The organism is Opitutus sp. (assembly GCA_024998815.1).
In the GTDB taxonomy this organism is placed as follows: Bacteria; Verrucomicrobiota; Verrucomicrobiia; order Opitutales; family Opitutaceae; genus Rariglobus.
The window spans coordinates 1,201,147-1,218,660 of the sequence record JACEUQ010000002.1 but is presented as its reverse complement, the minus strand read 5'-3'; the positions used below and the strand labels follow the sequence as shown (position 1 = coordinate 1,218,660).

30 protein-coding genes and 1 tRNA gene are annotated in these 17,514 nt (G+C 60.0%); 21 read left to right on the top strand and 10 right to left on the bottom strand.

Annotation, left to right across the window (positions count from 1 at the left end; genetic code table 11):
• Positions 1–59: 59 nt before the first annotated feature.
• The 7 genes from H2170_13150 to H2170_13120 all read right to left on the bottom strand — a co-directional run bounded on the left by H2170_13150 (position 60) and on the right by H2170_13120 (position 2,422).
• Positions 60–314 (bottom strand): hypothetical protein, encoded by a 255-nt coding sequence (locus H2170_13150; GenBank protein ID MCS6301018.1) that lies wholly within the window; start codon positions 312–314, stop codon positions 60–62.
• A gap of 2 nt (positions 315–316) precedes the next feature.
• Positions 317–766, bottom strand: a complete 450-nt coding sequence (locus tag H2170_13145; GenBank protein ID MCS6301017.1) for a hypothetical protein — start codon at positions 764–766, stop codon at positions 317–319.
• Positions 763–1,134 (bottom strand): hypothetical protein, encoded by a 372-nt coding sequence (locus H2170_13140; GenBank protein MCS6301016.1) that lies wholly within the window; start codon positions 1,132–1,134, stop codon positions 763–765. Before H2170_13140 ends, H2170_13145 begins: the two co-directional genes overlap by 4 nt.
• A 106-nt stretch (positions 1,135–1,240) precedes the next feature.
• The gene (locus H2170_13135; GenBank protein MCS6301015.1) at positions 1,241–1,540 is read right to left on the bottom strand and encodes a hypothetical protein; all 300 of its coding nucleotides are present in this window, start codon (positions 1,538–1,540) and stop codon (positions 1,241–1,243) included.
• Between the two features lie 3 nt (positions 1,541–1,543).
• Positions 1,544–1,801, bottom strand: coding sequence for a hypothetical protein (locus H2170_13130; protein MCS6301014.1), 258 nt, complete (start codon positions 1,799–1,801; stop codon positions 1,544–1,546).
• A gap of 9 nt (positions 1,802–1,810) precedes the next feature.
• Complete coding sequence (locus H2170_13125) at positions 1,811–2,032, bottom strand: hypothetical protein (protein MCS6301013.1); 222 nt, start codon at positions 2,030–2,032, stop codon at positions 1,811–1,813.
• 60 nt (positions 2,033–2,092) lie between these two features.
• Positions 2,093–2,422, bottom strand: coding sequence for a hypothetical protein (locus H2170_13120; protein MCS6301012.1), 330 nt, complete (start codon positions 2,420–2,422; stop codon positions 2,093–2,095).
• A 71-nt stretch (positions 2,423–2,493) separates the two neighbouring features.
• Here H2170_13120 and H2170_13115 point away from each other — a divergent pair, with 71 nt between their 5' ends.
• Positions 2,494–2,907 (top strand): hypothetical protein, encoded by a 414-nt coding sequence (locus tag H2170_13115; GenBank protein ID MCS6301011.1) that lies wholly within the window; start codon positions 2,494–2,496, stop codon positions 2,905–2,907.
• 311 nt (positions 2,908–3,218) lie between these two features.
• Here the strand turns inward: H2170_13115 and H2170_13110 are convergent, their stop codons facing one another.
• Positions 3,219–3,566 carry a hypothetical protein gene (locus H2170_13110; GenBank protein ID MCS6301010.1) on the bottom strand — a complete coding sequence of 116 codons (348 nt, stop codon included), beginning with the start codon at positions 3,564–3,566 and terminating at the stop codon, positions 3,219–3,221.
• A gap of 212 nt (positions 3,567–3,778) precedes the next feature.
• The gene (locus H2170_13105; protein ID MCS6301009.1) at positions 3,779–4,444 is read right to left on the bottom strand and encodes a hypothetical protein; all 666 of its coding nucleotides are present in this window, start codon (positions 4,442–4,444) and stop codon (positions 3,779–3,781) included.
• A 29-nt stretch (positions 4,445–4,473) separates the two neighbouring features.
• Here H2170_13105 and H2170_13100 point away from each other — a divergent pair, with 29 nt between their 5' ends.
• From H2170_13100 to H2170_13020, 17 genes are all read left to right on the top strand, one after another.
• Positions 4,474–4,683, top strand: coding sequence for a hypothetical protein (locus H2170_13100; GenBank protein MCS6301008.1), 210 nt, complete (start codon positions 4,474–4,476; stop codon positions 4,681–4,683).
• A gap of 49 nt (positions 4,684–4,732) precedes the next feature.
• Positions 4,733–5,461, top strand: coding sequence for a hypothetical protein (locus H2170_13095; protein ID MCS6301007.1), 729 nt, complete (start codon positions 4,733–4,735; stop codon positions 5,459–5,461).
• A gap of 5 nt (positions 5,462–5,466) precedes the next feature.
• Positions 5,467–5,676, top strand: coding sequence for a hypothetical protein (locus tag H2170_13090; GenBank protein ID MCS6301006.1), 210 nt, complete (start codon positions 5,467–5,469; stop codon positions 5,674–5,676).
• Between the two features lie 3 nt (positions 5,677–5,679).
• Complete coding sequence (locus H2170_13085) at positions 5,680–6,048, top strand: hypothetical protein (protein MCS6301005.1); 369 nt, start codon at positions 5,680–5,682, stop codon at positions 6,046–6,048.
• Positions 6,045–6,278, top strand: a complete 234-nt coding sequence (locus H2170_13080) for a hypothetical protein (GenBank protein MCS6301004.1) — start codon at positions 6,045–6,047, stop codon at positions 6,276–6,278. The genes H2170_13085 and H2170_13080 overlap by 4 nt, the downstream gene beginning before the upstream one ends.
• A gap of 129 nt (positions 6,279–6,407) precedes the next feature.
• Positions 6,408–7,139, top strand: a complete 732-nt coding sequence (locus H2170_13075; protein ID MCS6301003.1) for a hypothetical protein — start codon at positions 6,408–6,410, stop codon at positions 7,137–7,139.
• Between the two features lie 60 nt (positions 7,140–7,199).
• A complete protein-coding gene (locus H2170_13070; protein ID MCS6301002.1) occupies positions 7,200–9,377 on the top strand; it encodes a hypothetical protein in 2,178 nt (725 codons plus the stop codon).
• A gap of 104 nt (positions 9,378–9,481) precedes the next feature.
• Positions 9,482–10,648, top strand: coding sequence for an AAA family ATPase (locus H2170_13065; protein MCS6301001.1), 1,167 nt, complete (start codon positions 9,482–9,484; stop codon positions 10,646–10,648).
• A 4-nt stretch (positions 10,649–10,652) separates the two neighbouring features.
• Positions 10,653–10,985, top strand: coding sequence for a hypothetical protein (locus H2170_13060; protein MCS6301000.1), 333 nt, complete (start codon positions 10,653–10,655; stop codon positions 10,983–10,985).
• A complete protein-coding gene (locus H2170_13055) occupies positions 10,982–11,128 on the top strand; it encodes a hypothetical protein (protein ID MCS6300999.1) in 147 nt (48 codons plus the stop codon). Before H2170_13060 ends, H2170_13055 begins: the two co-directional genes overlap by 4 nt.
• Positions 11,125–11,358, top strand: coding sequence for a hypothetical protein (locus H2170_13050; protein MCS6300998.1), 234 nt, complete (start codon positions 11,125–11,127; stop codon positions 11,356–11,358). The genes H2170_13055 and H2170_13050 overlap by 4 nt, the downstream gene beginning before the upstream one ends.
• A 19-nt stretch (positions 11,359–11,377) precedes the next feature.
• On the top strand, positions 11,378–11,914 hold the full coding sequence (locus H2170_13045) for a host-nuclease inhibitor Gam family protein (protein ID MCS6300997.1): 537 nt from the start codon (positions 11,378–11,380) through the stop codon (positions 11,912–11,914).
• Positions 11,915–12,149: 235 nt separating this feature from the next.
• Positions 12,150–12,512, top strand: coding sequence for an ASCH domain-containing protein (locus H2170_13040; GenBank protein ID MCS6300996.1), 363 nt, complete (start codon positions 12,150–12,152; stop codon positions 12,510–12,512).
• A gap of 18 nt (positions 12,513–12,530) precedes the next feature.
• A complete protein-coding gene (locus H2170_13035) occupies positions 12,531–13,001 on the top strand; it encodes a hypothetical protein (GenBank protein MCS6300995.1) in 471 nt (156 codons plus the stop codon).
• A gap of 2 nt (positions 13,002–13,003) precedes the next feature.
• Positions 13,004–13,387: a hypothetical protein gene (locus tag H2170_13030; protein ID MCS6300994.1), complete on the top strand. Its 384-nt coding sequence runs from the start codon at positions 13,004–13,006 to the stop codon at positions 13,385–13,387.
• Between the two features lies 1 nt (position 13,388).
• The gene (locus H2170_13025) at positions 13,389–13,634 is read left to right on the top strand and encodes a hypothetical protein (protein ID MCS6300993.1); all 246 of its coding nucleotides are present in this window, start codon (positions 13,389–13,391) and stop codon (positions 13,632–13,634) included.
• Positions 13,631–14,233 (top strand): hypothetical protein, encoded by a 603-nt coding sequence (locus H2170_13020; protein ID MCS6300992.1) that lies wholly within the window; start codon positions 13,631–13,633, stop codon positions 14,231–14,233. The genes H2170_13025 and H2170_13020 overlap by 4 nt, the downstream gene beginning before the upstream one ends.
• A 221-nt stretch (positions 14,234–14,454) precedes the next feature.
• Here the strand turns inward: H2170_13020 and H2170_13015 are convergent.
• Positions 14,455–14,531 (bottom strand) — tRNA-Pro (locus H2170_13015).
• Positions 14,532–14,673: 142 nt separating this feature from the next.
• On the opposite strand from H2170_13015, the gene H2170_13010 reads away from it, so the two are divergent.
• From H2170_13010 to H2170_13000, 3 genes are all read left to right on the top strand, one after another.
• Positions 14,674–15,207 carry a LysM peptidoglycan-binding domain-containing protein gene (locus H2170_13010; protein ID MCS6300991.1) on the top strand — a complete coding sequence of 178 codons (534 nt, stop codon included), beginning with the start codon at positions 14,674–14,676 and terminating at the stop codon, positions 15,205–15,207.
• Positions 15,208–15,275: 68 nt separating this feature from the next.
• A complete protein-coding gene (locus tag H2170_13005) occupies positions 15,276–15,869 on the top strand; it encodes an NUDIX hydrolase (protein MCS6300990.1) in 594 nt (197 codons plus the stop codon).
• Positions 15,870–15,989: 120 nt separating this feature from the next.
• Positions 15,990–17,243: a CoF synthetase gene (locus tag H2170_13000; GenBank protein ID MCS6300989.1), complete on the top strand. Its 1,254-nt coding sequence runs from the start codon at positions 15,990–15,992 to the stop codon at positions 17,241–17,243.
• Positions 17,244–17,514: the final 271 nt, after the last annotated feature.

Genomic DNA, 17,514 nt, shown 5'->3' with positions numbered 1-17,514 from the left:
GGCCACGCCGGTGATCGCTGGGCCGCCGAAGCAGGCAAGGTCGATGGGCGCGGTGCGGATCATTTCTTGAGCACGAGCTCTCCGGTGGTGGTGATCGTCCACTGGCGCAGGGTACGGTCATCGGCATCGAGCGGGTTGGCGGTGTATGCCGCCAGCTGGTGATCGCGCAGCCAGGACAGCTCATCGGCGATATCGCCCAAGGTGGTGGCGGGGAGCTTGAGTTTGACCAGCTCCAGCAGGCCGCCGGGCGTGAGACCGCTACCGTAGGCAGCCAGCTCGGCGAGGATCGTGCGACGGATGACGAGGGGGGACATGTTTAGATTTGCTGAGCGTTGCGGATGAGCTGGAGAATTTCTTGCGGCATCCCGGCGACCGCGTCGCGGAGCCCGTCGATGCGTTCATTGATGCGGTCGGTGCGGGCCTCGGCGTTGGTGTTGTAGGCGTTGACCTGGCGCGCCAGTGACCCGAGGTCGGCTTCGAAGCGTTTGGCGAAGGCTTCCAGGGCAAGGCGGGCTTCTTCTTTCTCCCGGTTCATGCGCCCGTGGGCCTGCTTCATTTCTTTTTCGAACTCCGCGTGTTCGACGTAGCGCACATGCCCTTTGATGATCAGGGGCTGGGGCGTCTCGGCTTTGGGCTCACGCAGGGTTTTAATCCCGACCATGAGACCCACCACGCCACCTCCGCTCACGACGAGGTACATCCCCACCTCCAGCCAGGAGGCGAGAACGGCAGGCGGAGGCGTGGATTCGGCGAGGAGGGAAATCATGGAGCTGGGAGGCTAAGGGTGGGACTCAGCCGGCTTAGGCGGTGGGAGCGGGGCTGGTCGGTGCTGTGGCGGGTGACGGCACCACGCCGCCGGACGGGAAATGTTTTTCTAAGGAGCTCCTGCCACCAACGGTGGTGCGCTTCGGTCTCATGCTTTCGAGCCAGGGCATCGGGAAACAGCCCCGTTGCGCGAGGGGCAGCGACCAAGGCTTCGGCCGCATCAACCCGGTCGAGCAGGCACTGAATGCGTGCCTCGTAGTGCTCGGAATCGAAGAGCACGAAGGCTTTGTAATGACCGATTTGGTAGGCCATCACTGCGATGATCACGAGGAGCACGCCGATGGTTATGAGGAGGATTTCGATGAGCATGGAAAATTAGTGGGAGTCGGCGCGGTTACGGATTTGGGCGAGCGCGGCGGCAGTGTTTAAAAGTTCGGTTTCGAGGTCCTGGTAGGCGGCGGCGCTGTGCCAGACTTCATCCACCTGTGGGGTGTAAATCCCCGCCTGGCTGTGCACCGGTTGCCCCGCCGACAGCTGGAGCACTCGTGGCTGGTAGAGCTGCCACGATGCCTTGGGCGCGGAGGACGCGGTCGCGCAGCCGGTCAGCAGCGCGGTTGTTATCATCACCGCCAAAATGGCGTAGGCTGTTGATTTCAAATTCATCGGCGGCGATGTCGGCTTCGATGCGGCGTTGGAGGTCGTACTGCGCACTCACCACCTTGAGCTGAAGCCAGAGACGCAGGGCCTCAGCTAGGGCGGTGAGCAGCGCGAGCATGGGTTAAACGACCGGAGGGACGGGCGCGGGCACCTCGGTGAAGTCCACATAGAAGACTTGTCCCGCCTGGAACTTCCCGATCAGCGCCGGGTTGGCGATGGTCAGCTTGAGTTCAGCACACGGGCTGAACTTGGCGTAGGTGTTATCCTCGTCGGAGCCATCCTCGGGATAGCCGGAGCATTTGCTTACTCCGTGGAAATGCAGGGTCTCCTGTGCGGGAGAGTCCTTGATGACAGAGCCGATTCTAAGTTTTGCGCGCATGGGAGTAGATTAGGCCGACGGGGTGGTGACCGGGGCCGTGGTGGCAACGGCCTGGGCTTTCTTGGCGGCCTGGAACTCGTCGACCGCACCCCACAGAGCGCCAATGGCACTGACGATGGCAGGGATGACGATGGAGAGCGTCTCACCTGAGAGGAGGCCTTTGCCGACCAGGACACCGCCACCAAAGGTCATGGCGTGGCGAATGAGGGAGAGGATGGTGTCTTTTTGCATAGTAGTGAGTAGCGAGTAGCGGGTAGTGAGTAGCCGGATTCGGAGTTAGGATCGGTCCGATCAAAGCATGGAGCCCGAGGGCTTGGTGATGGGGGCGAGACGCTCGCAGACGTAGTCGCAGCCGAACTTTTCGCAGGCGGCACCGTGGGCAGGTGTGTGGGCACCGGCCGGGGTCTTGGGCAGGCCTTGCTGGCCGATCTGCGGGTTGAGCGGGGCGGAGGAGGCGGGCTTGATCACTACCAGGAGGGCCCCGGTAATCCGGTCCCACATGGCGGGCGTGGCGGTTATCGTTCCGGCCTGCCCCGCACCGAAGACAACGTCGAGCTGCACGAGCCCGTCTTTGCGACGGACGGGATTCGTGAAGCCGAAGATTTGAATGGAGCGGTTCATGCGTGGGGCTCCTGGTCCGGGATCGGTGCGCCTTGCGGCGACACCCGAGCCCGTGCAGTTTCGTGGGTTGTATGACTACCACTCCGAAAATTAACGGGGGGGCCACCGGCCTGCCCTTCACACTCGATCTCGACCGGCTGTTCGGCGACTTGCCCTCCTTGCACCTGCCGGATTTTAAGCTGCCTACTATTATTTCCCCCGGCGAGATCGCGGCTGAAACTTTGCGCAGCGAGATCAACTCCATCGCCACCCGTGCCGGTGATCAGTTTCACGTATTGGCCACGCTTCAGGGGGGGGCTTTTGTGGCTGGTGAAATCGCCGTTCTCGATGGTGGCTTGATTGCTTTTCGAGGGCATCACATGGGGCAAGCTGCCACCATGCTGTTGCACCATACCCAAGTGAATGTGACCGTGGTCACACTGCCCCGAGTTCCCACGGAGAGCCGCAAGATCACCGGCTTCGGGGGCCAAACCGCGCAGGGATGAGGTGGGATAGTGCGAGTGAATCACGCGCACACTCCCTCACGCCCCGCGCTTGTGCGGCGGGGCGATTGCTGCTGGGTTGAACTGATCGGGTGAGCGGGCACGAATTGAAGAGCCCCCACCTTAAACGAACTCGCGCCGGAGCGCTTCCCTGCCATTCAGCCGGTTCAATCAAATCTCCACAAAATTGGAAAAGTCCGCTAAATGGACTTTTGATTTGGTGGAAATTTGCCCCGCTTTACCTAGGTAACTGGGCACAAAAAAGCCCCGCTCGGGTGGTAGCGGGGCGATAGAGGCGACGTTAAATCGAGCGGTTAATCAGCCTGGAATCCCATACGGCCAAACCGCGCTAGTCGCTTCGCCGATTGTTTGTCGAAAATCTCGATGCTCTTAGAATCAGGATTCGCATCCCAGACATAGCCAGCAAACAGGGTCGCCAACTGTTGTTTCCCAGCTGCATCAACTGTGATCCACTCTATCGGATCGATCCAAACTTTGCTTAGTTTCACATCGATTTTCACCACTCCATCAGCTTGCAACTGCACCACGATTGCCCGCTGTTTATCGTTGAGTAAAGTAGTGGCGTGCAGGGATGGAGACCCGCTTGCCAGAGTGAAAAATACGATAGACCAGACTAGAGCTACCAGGTGGTTAGTTTTCATGTTAATTGGAAAAACAAAGTGTCGTTTTAAAATCTACCGTTCGGCCATGCTAAACTGTATCCGTGCCACCTGCTGCGAAGCCCAAACGAAAAAGACCCGATGCCGATGGGCAATTGGTGTTTCGTTTCAACGTGGAGAAGGAAACCGAGATCGCCGAGTTGCAGGCAGAGGTTAAGCGGCTGCGGTATGAGTTGGATTTTGTGAACCACACACTAGGCCGACTTTGCCGTCGTGCGGTTGGCTCGGGCACGGGCTAAATATATCGCCTGCACCTCGGCCTCGGATTGCGCTAGGAACGCATCGGCTTCGGCGGCTACAGCCGACTTGGTTTGCGCAAAACTGGCCTGCGCTTGTTGCTCCATGACAACCCGGTAAATCTCTACATCGGCGAGCTTTCTGAGGGCATCGCACGCTTGGCTGATCGCCTCGGCACCACGCTGACGCTTGGCCCCGAAGATACGGAGCATTTCACGGAAATCCTTAGCGGCCTCGGCGTCGGCAAAGGTCGGCTTGGCCTTGATGCAGCAATCTACCACCGCCTCAGTTGCCTTGAAGTGCATGAGTGCCAGATGCGCTTGGGCGAGCAGGTGCAACGCCGTGGGGGGAATGTCCTCATGCAGGCCTGATGCTGGGCGCTGTGCGGGTGCTGGCGCTGGCGCTGGCGCTGTCGGCTTGATCCCCGCAGCCGCCTCCGCCGACTCCAATTTCCGCCACGCTTTTTCCGAGATGCGATGCCGTCCCGATCTATAGGCGTAAAACATGTCTTTGGAGATGCCGATACGAGCGGGAAGTTCATCCAGATTGACACCTAGATGCAGGGCTAGTTTCTCGGAAATATCGGAAAAGTTCGCGTGTTTATCGGATTTATCTTGATTCATATCTGATTTCTCGGATTGTTGTCTACGTTATGAAAACAACGACTCACCAACCAATACAAATCCGTAAGGCGGGTAACCCATTGACCCGCTTTCCGATGATGTGTGCGGCGGCCCAGTCCTTTGGCATCCACCGCAACACGCTTTCGCGGGTGCTCAAGGGGCAGTTCCCCGACCACGGCAACTACGCCGCCCGCTACCAGGAGTTCGTCGAGGCCAACAAACACCACCTCGCCGCCTGACCACAAAAAAGCCCCCGGTAACAGCCGGGGGCACAAAACAAATAAGAAGATGACAACCACGATCCCCACCGACCCGAAAGTCAATGCCGCAACGCTCACGAGCTTTGCGTTGAACAATACCGCTATCCGTGGCGGCACCCTAAATTCTGCCCCTGTCTTTGTGGCCAAAGACATTTTCTCAAGTCTGGGCATTGCATGGAAAGGAACCGATAGCCTCGGGTTTTTGGATGACGATGAGTCCGTTACTACCGGAGTCATCGACTCACTTGGACGGACCCAGCAGATGGTGTTACTCACCGAGTCTGGGCTATACGCCACGATCTTCCAAAGTCGCAAGGCTGAGGCACGATCCTTCCGCAAGTGGGTAACGAGCGAGGTGCTGCCGACGATCCGCAAGCAAGGTGGCTATGTGGTGGGTGGGAGTGGCGAGGAGCGGATAGAACGTCTGCGCGGGTTGCTGACGGTGGAGCGGGCGATGCTGCGACTGAGCGCCCGCAAGGCCGCGCTGCTCTCGGGCGAGCCAATGCCCGAGCGGACCAAGCCGGTGCACGATGCGGCGACGCCCATGGGCGAACTCGCCGACAGCGTATCGATCCACGAATGGCTGCGCGAGCAGGGTATGCGGGGTGAAACGCGTATCGCCGCCCAGCGACTCGCTCGCCGCTTGCGGGTGCTGGGGCGCCCCTTGGGCAAAGAGAAGAGTGGCCACGCCCTCGTGCTGACCGCCCTGCCTGCCGACCTCGCCACAGTGATTTCCCAAAGCGACTTCGCCGCCTGAATGCCATGAATTCCGCCGAAATTAACAGCATCTTCAACCGCCTCATGGGTCTGACTCCTGATAGGCAGACCGCTGTGTTGTTCATGACCATCGGGGCTACCCAGGCGACCATCGAGGGCAACCCCAAGGCAAAGCTGAGCGAGTATTTCCGTCTGCTCGAACACTTTGTCTCCGGCGTAGAGCGCACCCAAGCCGCCAAAAAAGCTGCCGCCTGATTCATGTCCATCGAGCAGCTCCAGTTCTTCTCAAGCTTAGACTTTCCCGGTCGCTCAACGCTGCTGCTGCGTGAGATCGGCGAAAAGATCGGCTGCTCGGTGCGCCACCTCTGCACCCAAGTCGAGGAGGGCAAGCTGGTCGTGATCAATATCGCGACGTTCAAAACCAACCGCCTCGCCGCCCGCGTTCCCATCGAGTGCTACCGCGACTACGTGCTCAACAACCTGAGCGGCCCCGTCGATCTGCGGATGAAGTTTTTGGCCACCATGCCCGAGGCTACCCGCCAGCAGCTGTTTATCGAGGTTGCCCGCTCTTTCCCCGCCGCCGCCCGCAAGGGCCTGATGCACTCCCTCAACGAAGCCCTCCGATGAACACTCCTTCCTCCACCACCTGCCCTCCTCTGCTCGTTCCCCTCGGCCACGGTAGTGTCGTGCGCCTGGTCGTGACTCCCAGCCAATCGTTCTGGCAGTGCGTCCTGTGGTTTCATGAGACCGCCTGTTTGCGGAATCTCGACCGAGATACCGCCCCGTCACGCGAAGACTTGATCGATGATCTGAACGCCCATCCCGGCCTGTGGGTATGCATCGGCCAAAATCGCTAATTTCCCCGCCAAACCATGACCACCGAAACCCTCCACGATTGCCCAGACTGCGGGCGCAAAAACTTTAGCTCACGTGGCATCAAATCGCACGTGTGCAGACCCGAAAAAACCACAGCAACCACCACTCCCATGCCTAAAAAAGAAACACACCAACTCGTCCCCGTCATCGGCTCATTCACGAGTCTCGAACTCACTGGCACGCCCACGGGCGGCGGTGATGCCGCTATCGGCCAAAAACTGACCGAACTCTACAACGATGCGCAGGCCGCCGAGCTCGCGATCCTCCGCTTCGGCGCAGCCTTCTGGGCGGTCGAGCAGGGAATTAAATCCACACGTGGTTTTAATTCTCCCAAGGCGGGTGCTGGGGCCTATGGTTTCAATAACTGGTTAGCGGACCACGCTCCTGAAGTTGCGATTACCACCGCACGCCGTTACCGCGACATCGCGGAGGCCACTGCCCGGAAGTTCCAGATCGCTGACCCCGTACGGGTGTTTTCCCTTCCCGCCTCGGAACTCGATCAAGCCGATCAAGATAAGCGGGCTGCGGTCGTGGACTTTATCGCGAATAAGTCGATGCGCGGCTTACAGTTAGAATTAGGCATCATCACGCCCAAACTGGGCGGAGCACGCACGCCGGGCGAAAAGATTGCCTTGCCGGTCCTCACTGCCGAGCAGCTCGCCAATCAGACCAGCGACGAAGTGGGTCAGGCGATCGAACGGATCGAGTCGCTGCTGATCCAGCAAAACGTGCTCCAGCACATGATCCTCCGCCCTGAATTTATCCGGGGTGTCGTCGAGGCGCTTAATGGCATCGCGACCAGGGTCGAGAAGGCCGCCAAACCGCTTCTGCTGACTGCCTGATCTGCGGCTTTTTTTACCTGCCTCTCTCCGACACCCCTAGCCCTTCAACCTGCCTCTGCCATGGTCGCTGATCTCTCCCTGCACACCGCCTGCAACAGCCTTGCCACCGTCCCGGTATTTGCCGTGCCGATGGCGGAGATGGAGGAGTTTACGGCCATTGCGGAGGTGTGGCGCACGGAGATGCTGTACACCCTGCGGGTGCTGGAGCGGTTGCATGAGCTCATCCCGAACGTTGGCAAAATGGCGGCGCTCGCGGAGGTGGCCAATTTGCACCGGCATGCGCTGCGGGGGCTTTCGGAGGTGTCGCTTGATCGCAAATACAAGGCGTATCTGGCCGGTGGCTGGCGCTCGCTGATCAAGGGTTACAAGGCGCAGAGTAAACAGCCAGCGGAGTTCGCACAGGAGGTGCGTCGTCGGTGTGAGCTTAACCACCGATCGCAGACGGAAGCGCTGGAACAATTGCGCGAGGCCTGGACACGGGGCGAGGTTGTGCCCGGCTGGGGGACGTGGATGGAACTCTATCTGGTCCGCTTCCCCGGTGCACCGTTACCCAAGGCATGGCCACGTGGATTTTATCCCCAGGGTTGGAGTCCGCGCAACTTACTCCGCTACGGCCCAAGCAAGGGGACCCGGTCACTGCTACAGCGTGGGGTTGCCGCCTCCAAAAAACACTTTCCCTGTGTGAAGCGCGACCCTTCGCAGTTACGCCCGCTGGAGTTGATCACGTTCGACGACTTTGAATTAGACTGCTACTGCATATTCCCGCCCAGCGCCGGTCATAAGGGCCAGATCGGGCGCATGGCTGGGCTGCTCGCAAAGGATGTAGGCACCCGAAAGAATCTGGTGTGGGGTCTGGGGCAGCGTTTGGAGCGCGAGGAGAAGCAGGCTGATGGCACAGTTAAAACAATCCGTACCGGCATCGCCCGCATCGACGTTCAGCTGCTGCTCTATTCTCTTTTCGAGAAGTACGGTCTGCCCGACTACCCGGTAACCATTTTGTGCGAAAACGCGGCGGCTTCGATTTCACCAGAGATGCAGTTGTGCATCGAGACGCTGTTTGAGGGTCGCGTTAAAATCGAGCGCACGGGGCTGATCGACAACAAGACGCTGACCAATGGGTTTGCCCAGGGCGGCGGTAAGCCATGGGAAAAGGGCTGGATCGAGAGCACGTTTAACCAGCTCTGGAACATGCTCGGCTCAATGAAGGGCTATAAGGGCAGCAACGAGCGGCTGAATGGGCCGGCTGAGTTGGAGAAGAAGTTGCAGTATACGCGCATGTTGATCGGCGTGGGTGAGCGCTCGCTCAACTTGCCACCCGAGGCCGTAGCACGCCTACGCCTGCCGTTCTCCTCACCCGATGAGGCCGTGGCAGCGTTCGAGGGCGTGATCGCACTTTCCGAACAGCGCACGAATCACAATTACATCGGGTTCCGCCGAGTTACCGAGTTTTTATTAGCAGAGGGTGAGGCTCCAGTTCCCTACGAGGCACTGGCTACTTTGCAGCCGGAGCAGTTCGGCGCAGTGGTGCCAGTCGAGCGCATGGAGAGCGTGGCAGAACGTTGGTCGGCCCTCTGCGTAGGGGTTAAATTTTCAGTGATCCCGCCCGTGGTGCTCGCGCTGCTGTTACTCACGCCCAAGCGGGTGACCTACCGTAACCACCAGGTCGCTTTTATCCATGATCGCACGGGCTATACCTACCTTGATGCTTCCGGCGATGTGCTGCGGGATCTGGCCGATGGCACGGAGCTGCTGGCCTATCTTAACCCAGCCACGCCTGAAATAATCCAAGTGGTGGCGACGGCAACGGGTCGCCATCTGGGGCAGCTGGTCCGGCTCGGCGGGACCAAGGGCGCAGTCGACATCCGCAACAAGGAGAAACTCAGTGAGGCGGCGGCACTCACGGCGACGGTCTTTAACCGGGCAGTAGGCGAACTGCGCGAGCGGCACGCTGGTGAGGATGCCGAACTCAAGGCCGACCGGGAGCACAACGATGCGATCATCGCCGCACATAAGATCGAGACGGCCGGGCTGACCAAGGCCGAGCGGATCGGCATGGCAGCGGGCGAAGTCGCCCAGCAGCAGGCCCAGCGTTTTTCCCAGGAAAAGGGCCTGCAACGGGCCAGTGACGAATCGGCCAGCCTGATCGACGAGCCGACCCCAGCCACCACCAGCACCACCCGCGCTCCGGCGATGAAGCCGCACAGCGTCACCCACCTTCCCAGCGAAGACCTCCTCTGAGGTTTTAGAGAACTAAAAAAACGCCTGCCACCGGCCGTTAGCGCGACCGGCGGCAGGCTCACCACAACGACAGCATAATCAGCAAAGAAAACACCTCATCCATCATGGCTATTAACGACACAACTCCCGCCGCACCGGCCCCGCAAGACGAACCCGCAGGCGGCAACGGCAACAACGCTCGCGCGTCCTGGAACATTTCCTTGGACGATCTCCAGAAGAACATTTCCCACGCCGCCGCCGAGGCGCAGGAGCTCCTCTCGTGGTGCTTCCTGTGGTGCATCGACGATATGCACCCGGTCTCGCTCGCCGAATTCGCGCTCCAGGTGCACTCGGACAAGACGACGATTTCCCGCATCATCCGGGGCACCTACATCCACCCGGAAACCAAGGTGCGCCTGCCGATCGGCGACAAGTTGGTGAAGGCGATGCGGACTTTCCGCGAGCTCTGCACCGAGGGTGCGCGGACGGCGCGTAAGGACTTCGTGCTGACGCCCACCGCGCGGCGGATGTTCACCGCCTGCGATCTGGCGCGTGAGTCGCGCTCGCCGGTGTTTTTAATCGGGCCGTCGCATATTGGGAAAACGTGGTCGCTGATCGAGTACAAGGAGCGCAACAACCATGGGCATACGGTCTACGTGCGCATGGCGGCGGCGTCCGGTTTGATGGGTATGGTGCGGGCGATCGCGGAGTCGCTGGGGATTTCGGATAAATCGGCTACCCCGGCGTTGGTGGGGCGGATAAAAACGGCGCTCAAAAAGCGGCCCAACACGCTGCTCATTTTCGACGAGCTCCACCAGCTGATGTACACGTACCGCAAGCAGAGCTTTTTTGCCTGCTTGGAGGTGCTGCGCGAAATCTATGACCACACCGAGGTGGGGATCGTGCTGTGCGGCACCGAGCTGCTGTTCAAGTCGATCAAGGATAACCGGAGCGATCTCGAACAGCTACTGCGCCGGGGCGTGCACCGGGTAGTTTTACCGGACCAGCCGAGTCGGGGCGATGTGGCGGCGATTTGCGAGCACCTCGGGCTCGACATGCCCGAGAAGGGTTTCTCCGTCACGGTCAAGGTGGGCGGGGTGAGCTTTACCGATGAGCCCTACGCCATCCTGAAGCAGATCGGCAAGGAGGAGGGGTTGAAGGCGATCACCGAGCGGCTGCGCTACGCGGCGAAGTTCGCGAAGAAGGGCGAGGAGTCGATCGCGTGGAGCCACTTCGTGCGCGCCCACCTGACGATCCGCCAGAACGCCACCAACGAGAACGACTGGAACTGAAGCCATGAGCCACAAAATCACCGATCGTCCGCTCAAGCGGGCCCGCAATGGCCATGGCTACCTCAGCATCTGCGACTACGTGGGTCGCTACCGCCGCCCGCGTACCTCGCTCACCAAAGGGGTGTCTCGACAGGTGCGTATCGATGGCTACGGCAACCCGACCGCCTTTTGGGTCGCCTCGATCATGGCGGCCGGCGTGGTGCGTGTGATCCAGTTTTCCATCCGTAAAAATGGCGAGGCCGGAGCCAAGCAACTGGCCACCCAATGCCGCCAGCGCTGGCTGGTTGAGTTGGGTGTGCTACGGCCCGAAGCCGTCGAGCTGAAGGAGGCTGCATGAACTACCACACCCACGCGCACCTGCCCTTGGACGACCGCCGCACGCCGTTTGCAGCGGCTTTGCAGACCCGCCGCCTGGCACTCGCAGCCATCACGGCGACAGGCCTAGTTCTGCTGATCCAACTCGCTGCCGTTCTCACATGAAAACGGACACGCCCACGATCACCTACCGCATCAGCGGAATCCTGCCCGGCCGCGATGTCATCCTGGAGAGCATCGGCGGTGACGAGATCGGCCGCTACACGCACCGGCTCGAATACCAGCCACGGCCGGATCCGGCGACGGCTCTCAGCTACCGCGCGGCCATCGCCGCAGCGTGCCACCAATACGGGGCCCCGATCATCGGTGCCCGTCACCTTTCAGAAACCAATTAAAACGCAGTTTTTATCCACTATGTCTACCGCTACCCAATCCAAATCATCCCGCATCCGCCTCACACGGCCCGTCGTCGATTCGCGCGCCGCCGCTGAATCTATTCTCGGTCAGATCACCGCCGCCAAGGCCGAGCAAAACGGCCTGCGCGCCGCGCTCGATTGCGAGCTTACCGCCGTCCGCCAACGCTTCGAAGGCGATATCGATTCGCTGGGCAAGGACATCGAGCAAAAGACCGGTCTTCTTCAGCAGTGGGCCGAGGCCTCGCCTGAAGAGTTTCCGGCGGGCAAGAAGTCCATCGAGTTTTTGCACGGGCGGATCGGTTTCCGCACCGGAACCCCGAAGCTCAAGACGCTCGCGGGGTGGACGTGGGATAAAGTCAAAGGCGTGCTCGATTCGACCTTCGTTCGTACCAAGAGCGAAACGGACAAGGAACTGCTCCTCGCCGCGTACTCGCGCGGAGAGATTACGGCTGCGGTGCTGCGCACGGCGGGTGTGCAGGTTGTCCAGGATGAAGCGTTTTTCGTCGAGCCGAAGATCGAGGAGGGGGCGGTATGAGCGAGCCTAAGGCCAACTTCCCAAAGGGGAAAACGGTTGATACCATCCCGTCTACAAAGGCGCTTTGCTGCTTCAAAGAACCTGAAGCAGTCATCACGATCACTCACAAAGATGGGGCTTTAAACGTGAAAGTGAATTTCACGCCATCGGCTCCTTCGACTGGCGAGTTACATCCGGCGCACGCAGGTGCGGTCGCTATGATCCGGGCGTTTACCGAAAAGCAGAAGGAGGGTGCATGAAAAACCACGTGATCATGTTCGCGGCGGAGTTTGCCCCCGCCATCCTGGCTAAGACTAAGAAGCAGACGATACGCCGTGATCGGAAAGCCGTGATCTACGTCGGCGATTGTTTGGAACTGCGTCAGTGGGAGGCTCAAGCCTACCGCTCGAAGCAAGTGGGGATCGACGCGGTGCTGTGCACCAAAGCAGCACCGATCGAGGTCACCGAGGAGGGCGCGAAGGTCGCCGGAAATACGCAGAACCTGCTCGGGCTGGAACTGCTGGCGCGTGAGGACGGTTTTACCAGCTGGGCCGCAATGCAGGACTGGTTCCGGGCCAACTACGGGCTCCCGTTTAAGGGGATCCTGATCGGCTGGTAGTTTTTAAAAACGAACACGATGAATCCCGCCCAGCAGAGCCTGTATTTCCGTGAGTGGGGCGCGTGCCGTAAGGCGCTCGCCGAGCTGGGGCGTGCCCATGATGACGCGGTGCGCAAGGTGTTGCAGAAAGAGGCGCTGGGCGGGGCGGTGAAGTCGTCGAAGGTGCTGACAAATGGTGAACTGACCAAGGTGCTGGCGAAGTTCCGCACCTGGTCGGAGCCGGGTAATCTGAAGGCTCAGATGCACGCCGAGGAGGAGCCGGAGCAGCGGATCGCTGCTTACCGAGCTCGCGTGGAGGTGCTCGCACCGTTGTGCGGCATCAAGGACGGACGGCGTGGGGTCGAGGGTTACTACTGGAAATTTTTGGCGAACAAGAAGCTCTGCCAGCTGGGCGCGGACACGTTGCGCAAGCTGGTTTTCGTAATGGAAAAGCGCGCCAAGGAGCTGGCCGCCAAGGCCGAGGCTGGGGATGACGGCGATCCATTTTAAGGATGAGCGCGCCCACTATCACTGCCGCCGATGTAAAGCGCTTGGTCGAGGTGCTCGACGGCGCGACCGGCTGGATGATCGCTGCCGAGGTCGCGGTGGCGTTATGGTCGCGGGACAGCGAGGCCAATAAGCGCCGTGTCCGGGCCATCGCCAGCGCCGCCGGTGCGGGCGTGGTGAGTTATCCTGGAAGTCCGGGGTATAAACTGTGGACGCGCTGCACCGTGGATGAGCTCCACGCCTGCGTTGCGGCTTATACGTCACAGGCCGACGAAATGCGGCGGCGGCGGGATCTATATAGGATGCGCCTGCACCGGCAATATCCGGCGAATTTTGATCGGCCAGCACCAGAGCTGAAACCGAGTCAGGGACAGATCACTTTTCTCTAAAATGACACCCTTGGAAGAAACTGCGTTCCACGAGGGCAAGCTCGCTCGCTTGATGGATGAACGCGACTTGGTCGGCAAAGCTCGGTCCGTGTGCCCATATCGGGCGGTTGAGCGGGTGCGGGCGTGGAATCAGGGCTACCTTAAACAAATGACGGTCAGCCAGCCCAAGCCGGTGGATCCGGAGGCCGATCAGCGGCGGGCGGACTTCGTTTCAGCCATTGACCAGTGGATCGCCCGCAACAAATGAACGTTTTTCAAAATATCGCTGATCACCGAGAAGACCACGCCCAGCGTGAAGCCGAGGCCGATGACCGCTGGCTGCGTGAGCGGGGCGGAATCGACCCCGAGGAGCGCCGGGCGAGTTTTAATCGCTGGGTAAAGGCAACGCTTCTCAAGACGCTGACTTGGCCCGAGGATCGCGCCCGCCGCGAAAAGCTGTTGGGCCAATGTGCCGCCGAGATCACGGTCATGGTCCGCCAACTGCGGGGACGGGGTTGGCTGTTGGATGGCGCGGGGTTGGCTCAAGAGGTGAAGTCGTGCCTGGATCCTATCGGTGTCTATCAGCGCAAGGGGAAGGTGGATGACTTCTTCGCCTACTTTCGGTCATCCGTGCGTCGGTACGTCGGCGCGCATGCCGAGGATCTACAAGCTTTGGCCCGCCGCACTGGTCGGGATGAAGGGGCGCAATCGATGGCGGCGGTGATGGCTGGTCTGGGGCTTGACCGGAGGGCAACGCCCAAGGCTGAAAGCATGGTGGAGATCGTTACAAACCACGTCCCGGTAACCAAGCCTGTAGGTCGCCCGAAAAAAGCGAATGCAGGCGATCAGACAATGTCGCTGCTCTGAGGTTGCAGCGGGTCGGCAGGGTGTCGACAGAAGCGCTGCTGGCGGCGCGGGACTTATCAAACCTTTGTCATTTTTGCGGTTTTTCGCCGGATTCTTATCAAACAGAGATTTGGCGCTGATTATTCTATAAGTGCCTATCCTTCGCGGTCATTCGGCCTGATTCGCGCTGATTTATCTATTTATCAAAGCTCCTGTCCTTCCTCACCTTTTTTGTGGGAAAATGGTCGGGGCGATAGGATTCGAACCTACGACCTCCTGGTCCCAAACCAGGCGCTCTACCAGACTAAGCTACACCCCGATGCAGGCCAAGGGGCCAGTCCGATGAAGCACTGTCAACGTAAACCCTGAGTTATTCGTGATGTTAATTAATGCGGACACTCTCTGCTTGCTTAGGTTCCGCTTTCCTACTCACGCTGACCCCTTCAACCTTCTTTATCTAAATGGATACCATCTCTCGTGAGAATAATAGTTACCTGCCCGTTGCAGGCGTGATTGTCGGCGTGCTCGCCCTCGTGCTGTCGGGCGTGGCCCTGGCTAAGATTTCCTCCGCCAAAAAGGAAATGTCCGAAAAAGTCGACCCGCTCGTGCAAAAGATCGACGAAGCCGAAGGCCAAGCGCGCAACGCCGCTGCTGCCGCCGACAAAGCCTCCGGCAGCATTAACAAGCTCGCCACCGACACCCAGGCCGCCTTCACCCAAGTTGCTCAAGAAATTGGCAACATCCGCGGCGAGATCACCAAGGTCCAAGAGGCCAAGGCTGCTCCCAAGGTTGCAGCTAAGGGCGACAAGGCTGGCGCCGCCAAGGAGTCCGCTGCTGCCGGTGCTAACGAGTATGTGATCAAAGGCGGCGACACCTTTGCCAAGATTGCCCGCGCGACTGGCGTCAGTCTCGAGGCGATCGCCGCCGCCAATCCTGGCGTGAACTCCGGCAAGCTCCACGTTGGCCAAAAAATCAAGCTGCCTGCCAAGAAATAAGCGCTTCGCTTATTCGGCCGCTAAAAATGAACCTCCCGCTTCTCGAAGTCGGGAGGTTTTTTATGCCCATGAATTCCGCTTCCACACCGTCTTCTGCCACGCCCGCTCGTTGGGTGAAAGGGGCCAGCCGCTCGCTGGCGGCCACGCGTATTTTTGATCTGCTTGGGGTGGATTATCGCCACCCGGTGCGGGGCACGCAGAGGGAGTTTGTTGTGATTGACGCGCCTGACTGGGTGAACGTGCTCGCGCTCACACCCTGTGGGCGCCTGGTGATGGTTAACCAGTTTCGTTACGGGATGGATGATTTTTCATGGGAAATTCCGGGTGGTGTGATCGAGCGCGGGGAGGATCCGGTGGCTGCGGGGCTGCGTGAGTTGGAGGAGGAGACCGGTTACGTCGGTAATTCGGCGCGCTTGCTCGGCTCGGTGACGCCTAATCCGGCGATCATGAACAATCGGTGCCATTTGGTGCTGGTTGAAAACGTGGTGCTCACCACTGAGCAGGCGTGGGACCCCGACGAAGAGATCGAGGTGTTGTCCCTGCCGGTAGACGAGGTTTATGCGTGGGCGCAGTCCGGGCGGATTACTCATTCGCTGGTGCTGAATGCCCTCCTGTTGTTCACGCCGGTTTGGGCGGAAATGAAGCAGGCGCGTCTCGCCTGATCTTTACAGGGCTGGCGTCGTTGGGCTGCAGGTGCGCGGCGGCTGGTGACGCGAAAAAGAACTTCGGTCACCGTCATTTGACAGCCCGATAGTGCTTCCTAGCTTGGGGCCTTTACTGCCATGAAACCTGCACCAACGTTTGCCAATCACCCCAACGCCTTGGTCGCTGCCGGTCAGCAGCTGCCGGTTTCGCTCGAGTCGGAGATTCGCAAGATTTACGCGCGCAGCCCCCTTTACTCGCGCCGCTTTGAGCTGCATGCGGACCCCTTGCAGTGGTCGTGCTACCGGGAGATCCCCGCTCTTTCCAAAAAAGAAATCGTCGAAAACGGTCACCGCGCGTTTTTCGAGGATTATGCCGTGATCGAGCGAGGCCTGGCTACGCGCCAATTTGAGTATGAGTCGACCGGTGGCACCACCCAGTCGCCGATGACGGTGATCATGGAGGACGGGTGGTGGAATGCGCAGACGGCCCGGGCGTATCGCGCCCACCCCCTGTTGGCGCCTTACGCTGGCCGGCCTTACCGCAAGTGCGTTCTCGCCCCCGTGGGCTGCTCCAGCAACATCTGCCCGTACGAGGACCAGCCGTTTCCGCATCGGTACTTTGACGGTACGGTTTACCTCAATCTCACCAGCGACCCGTTTGTGTTTCCCGAGAGCGAATGGGATCGGATCGTAACTGAGTTGCAGGCGGTGCAGCCCGAGGTGATCGAGGGCGAACCGGTTTACCTTTCGTTGCTGGCGCGGGCGGTGCAAAAACGCGGCGTGCGCGTGCCGAGCGTGAAGGTGGTTATCCTCACTTACGGAAAGGCCAGTCGCCAGCATGCCCAGCGCATCGCCGAGGTGTTTCCCGCGCATCAGGTTGACCTCTATGGGTCTACCGAGGCGGGCTACATTTTTGTGGGCGAGGCATTTAAGGACGATTCACGCGTCATCGACGACAACGTGTTCGTTGAAATCGCGCCCTACCTTAACCAGCCCGACGTGTTCCAGATATATGTGACCACGCGCGACCGGGAGGCGATGCCGTTACTGCGCTACCATACGGGCGACATCGTGCGACGCACGCCGACGGGCTATCGACTGCTGGGGCGCGAGGCAGGACTGTATTTCCGCCCCGATGGCACGCTGGTATCGCCCACGGAAATCGATGAGGCGTTGCCGGCTGATTTTTCCTGTTGGCATTACAGCCTGATACAGACCTCCGAGAACCGGTGGGATTTCCACTATGTTTCCGATCACATCGCGCCCAAGTCGGTAGAGGTCGCAGTGGCCGCCGCGCTCGGGCCGGGGTCGCGGGTAGTCGCGTTTAGGCGCCGTTTCATCGCTCCAGCGGCGAGTGGTAAGTTTGCCCTGCTTAAGCCCCTCGCCAAGTAGTCCGCTGCCCCTTGGTCATTAGCAACTGCTCCTTGCCCATTGGTCATTGGTCATATGGGCATTGGCCATTGGGAATTGGTCATTGGGAATCAGTCCTTGGTCATTAAGCGAGCGGAGGCGCTGCTTCTGGGGTGGTGTAGGTTGTCTAATACAAGCCGGCTACGTAAGCAGGGTGGGAGCGTTACCTTTACATCGGGGAACGCGCTGGCAACGGTGGCGCGACCATTCGTCGGTAACCAACCGTCGGTTGGTTTTTCGACACACAGACCCT

Bases quoted from the DNA above. Each gene is read 5' to 3' on its own strand.
- H2170_13140 (MCS6301016.1), bottom strand. From the start codon at position 1,134: ATGCTCATCGAAATCCTCCTCATAACCATCGGCGTGCTCCTCGTGATC.
- H2170_13005 (MCS6300990.1), top strand. From the start codon at position 15,276: ATGAATTCCGCTTCCACACCGTCTTCTGCCACGCCCGCTCGTTGGGTG.
- H2170_13075 (MCS6301003.1), top strand. From the start codon at position 6,408: ATGCCTAAAAAAGAAACACACCAACTCGTCCCCGTCATCGGCTCATTC.
- H2170_13105 (MCS6301009.1), bottom strand. From the start codon at position 4,444: ATGAATCAAGATAAATCCGATAAACACGCGAACTTTTCCGATATTTCC.
- H2170_13025 (MCS6300993.1), top strand. From the start codon at position 13,389: ATGACACCCTTGGAAGAAACTGCGTTCCACGAGGGCAAGCTCGCTCGC.
- H2170_13035 (MCS6300995.1), top strand. From the start codon at position 12,531: ATGAATCCCGCCCAGCAGAGCCTGTATTTCCGTGAGTGGGGCGCGTGC.
- H2170_13050 (MCS6300998.1), top strand. From the start codon at position 11,125: ATGAAAACGGACACGCCCACGATCACCTACCGCATCAGCGGAATCCTG.
- H2170_13000 (MCS6300989.1), top strand. From the start codon at position 15,990: ATGAAACCTGCACCAACGTTTGCCAATCACCCCAACGCCTTGGTCGCT.
- H2170_13080 (MCS6301004.1), top strand. From the start codon at position 6,045: ATGAACACTCCTTCCTCCACCACCTGCCCTCCTCTGCTCGTTCCCCTC.
- H2170_13090 (MCS6301006.1), top strand. From the start codon at position 5,467: ATGAATTCCGCCGAAATTAACAGCATCTTCAACCGCCTCATGGGTCTG.
- H2170_13110 (MCS6301010.1), bottom strand. From the start codon at position 3,566: ATGAAAACTAACCACCTGGTAGCTCTAGTCTGGTCTATCGTATTTTTC.
- H2170_13040 (MCS6300996.1), top strand. From the start codon at position 12,150: ATGAAAAACCACGTGATCATGTTCGCGGCGGAGTTTGCCCCCGCCATC.
- H2170_13120 (MCS6301012.1), bottom strand. From the start codon at position 2,422: ATGAACCGCTCCATTCAAATCTTCGGCTTCACGAATCCCGTCCGTCGC.
- H2170_13055 (MCS6300999.1), top strand. From the start codon at position 10,982: ATGAACTACCACACCCACGCGCACCTGCCCTTGGACGACCGCCGCACG.
- H2170_13070 (MCS6301002.1), top strand. From the start codon at position 7,200: ATGGTCGCTGATCTCTCCCTGCACACCGCCTGCAACAGCCTTGCCACC.
- H2170_13020 (MCS6300992.1), top strand. From the start codon at position 13,631: ATGAACGTTTTTCAAAATATCGCTGATCACCGAGAAGACCACGCCCAG.
- H2170_13045 (MCS6300997.1), top strand. From the start codon at position 11,378: ATGTCTACCGCTACCCAATCCAAATCATCCCGCATCCGCCTCACACGG.
- H2170_13065 (MCS6301001.1), top strand. From the start codon at position 9,482: ATGGCTATTAACGACACAACTCCCGCCGCACCGGCCCCGCAAGACGAA.
- H2170_13130 (MCS6301014.1), bottom strand. From the start codon at position 1,801: ATGCGCGCAAAACTTAGAATCGGCTCTGTCATCAAGGACTCTCCCGCA.
- H2170_13060 (MCS6301000.1), top strand. From the start codon at position 10,653: ATGAGCCACAAAATCACCGATCGTCCGCTCAAGCGGGCCCGCAATGGC.
- H2170_13095 (MCS6301007.1), top strand. From the start codon at position 4,733: ATGACAACCACGATCCCCACCGACCCGAAAGTCAATGCCGCAACGCTC.
- H2170_13125 (MCS6301013.1), bottom strand. From the start codon at position 2,032: ATGCAAAAAGACACCATCCTCTCCCTCATTCGCCACGCCATGACCTTT.
- H2170_13085 (MCS6301005.1), top strand. From the start codon at position 5,680: ATGTCCATCGAGCAGCTCCAGTTCTTCTCAAGCTTAGACTTTCCCGGT.
- H2170_13100 (MCS6301008.1), top strand. From the start codon at position 4,474: ATGAAAACAACGACTCACCAACCAATACAAATCCGTAAGGCGGGTAAC.
- H2170_13150 (MCS6301018.1), bottom strand. From the start codon at position 314: ATGTCCCCCCTCGTCATCCGTCGCACGATCCTCGCCGAGCTGGCTGCC.
- H2170_13145 (MCS6301017.1), bottom strand. From the start codon at position 766: ATGATTTCCCTCCTCGCCGAATCCACGCCTCCGCCTGCCGTTCTCGCC.
- H2170_13010 (MCS6300991.1), top strand. From the start codon at position 14,674: ATGGATACCATCTCTCGTGAGAATAATAGTTACCTGCCCGTTGCAGGC.
- H2170_13135 (MCS6301015.1), bottom strand. From the start codon at position 1,540: ATGCTCGCGCTGCTCACCGCCCTAGCTGAGGCCCTGCGTCTCTGGCTT.
- H2170_13115 (MCS6301011.1), top strand. From the start codon at position 2,494: ATGACTACCACTCCGAAAATTAACGGGGGGGCCACCGGCCTGCCCTTC.
- H2170_13030 (MCS6300994.1), top strand. From the start codon at position 13,004: ATGAGCGCGCCCACTATCACTGCCGCCGATGTAAAGCGCTTGGTCGAG.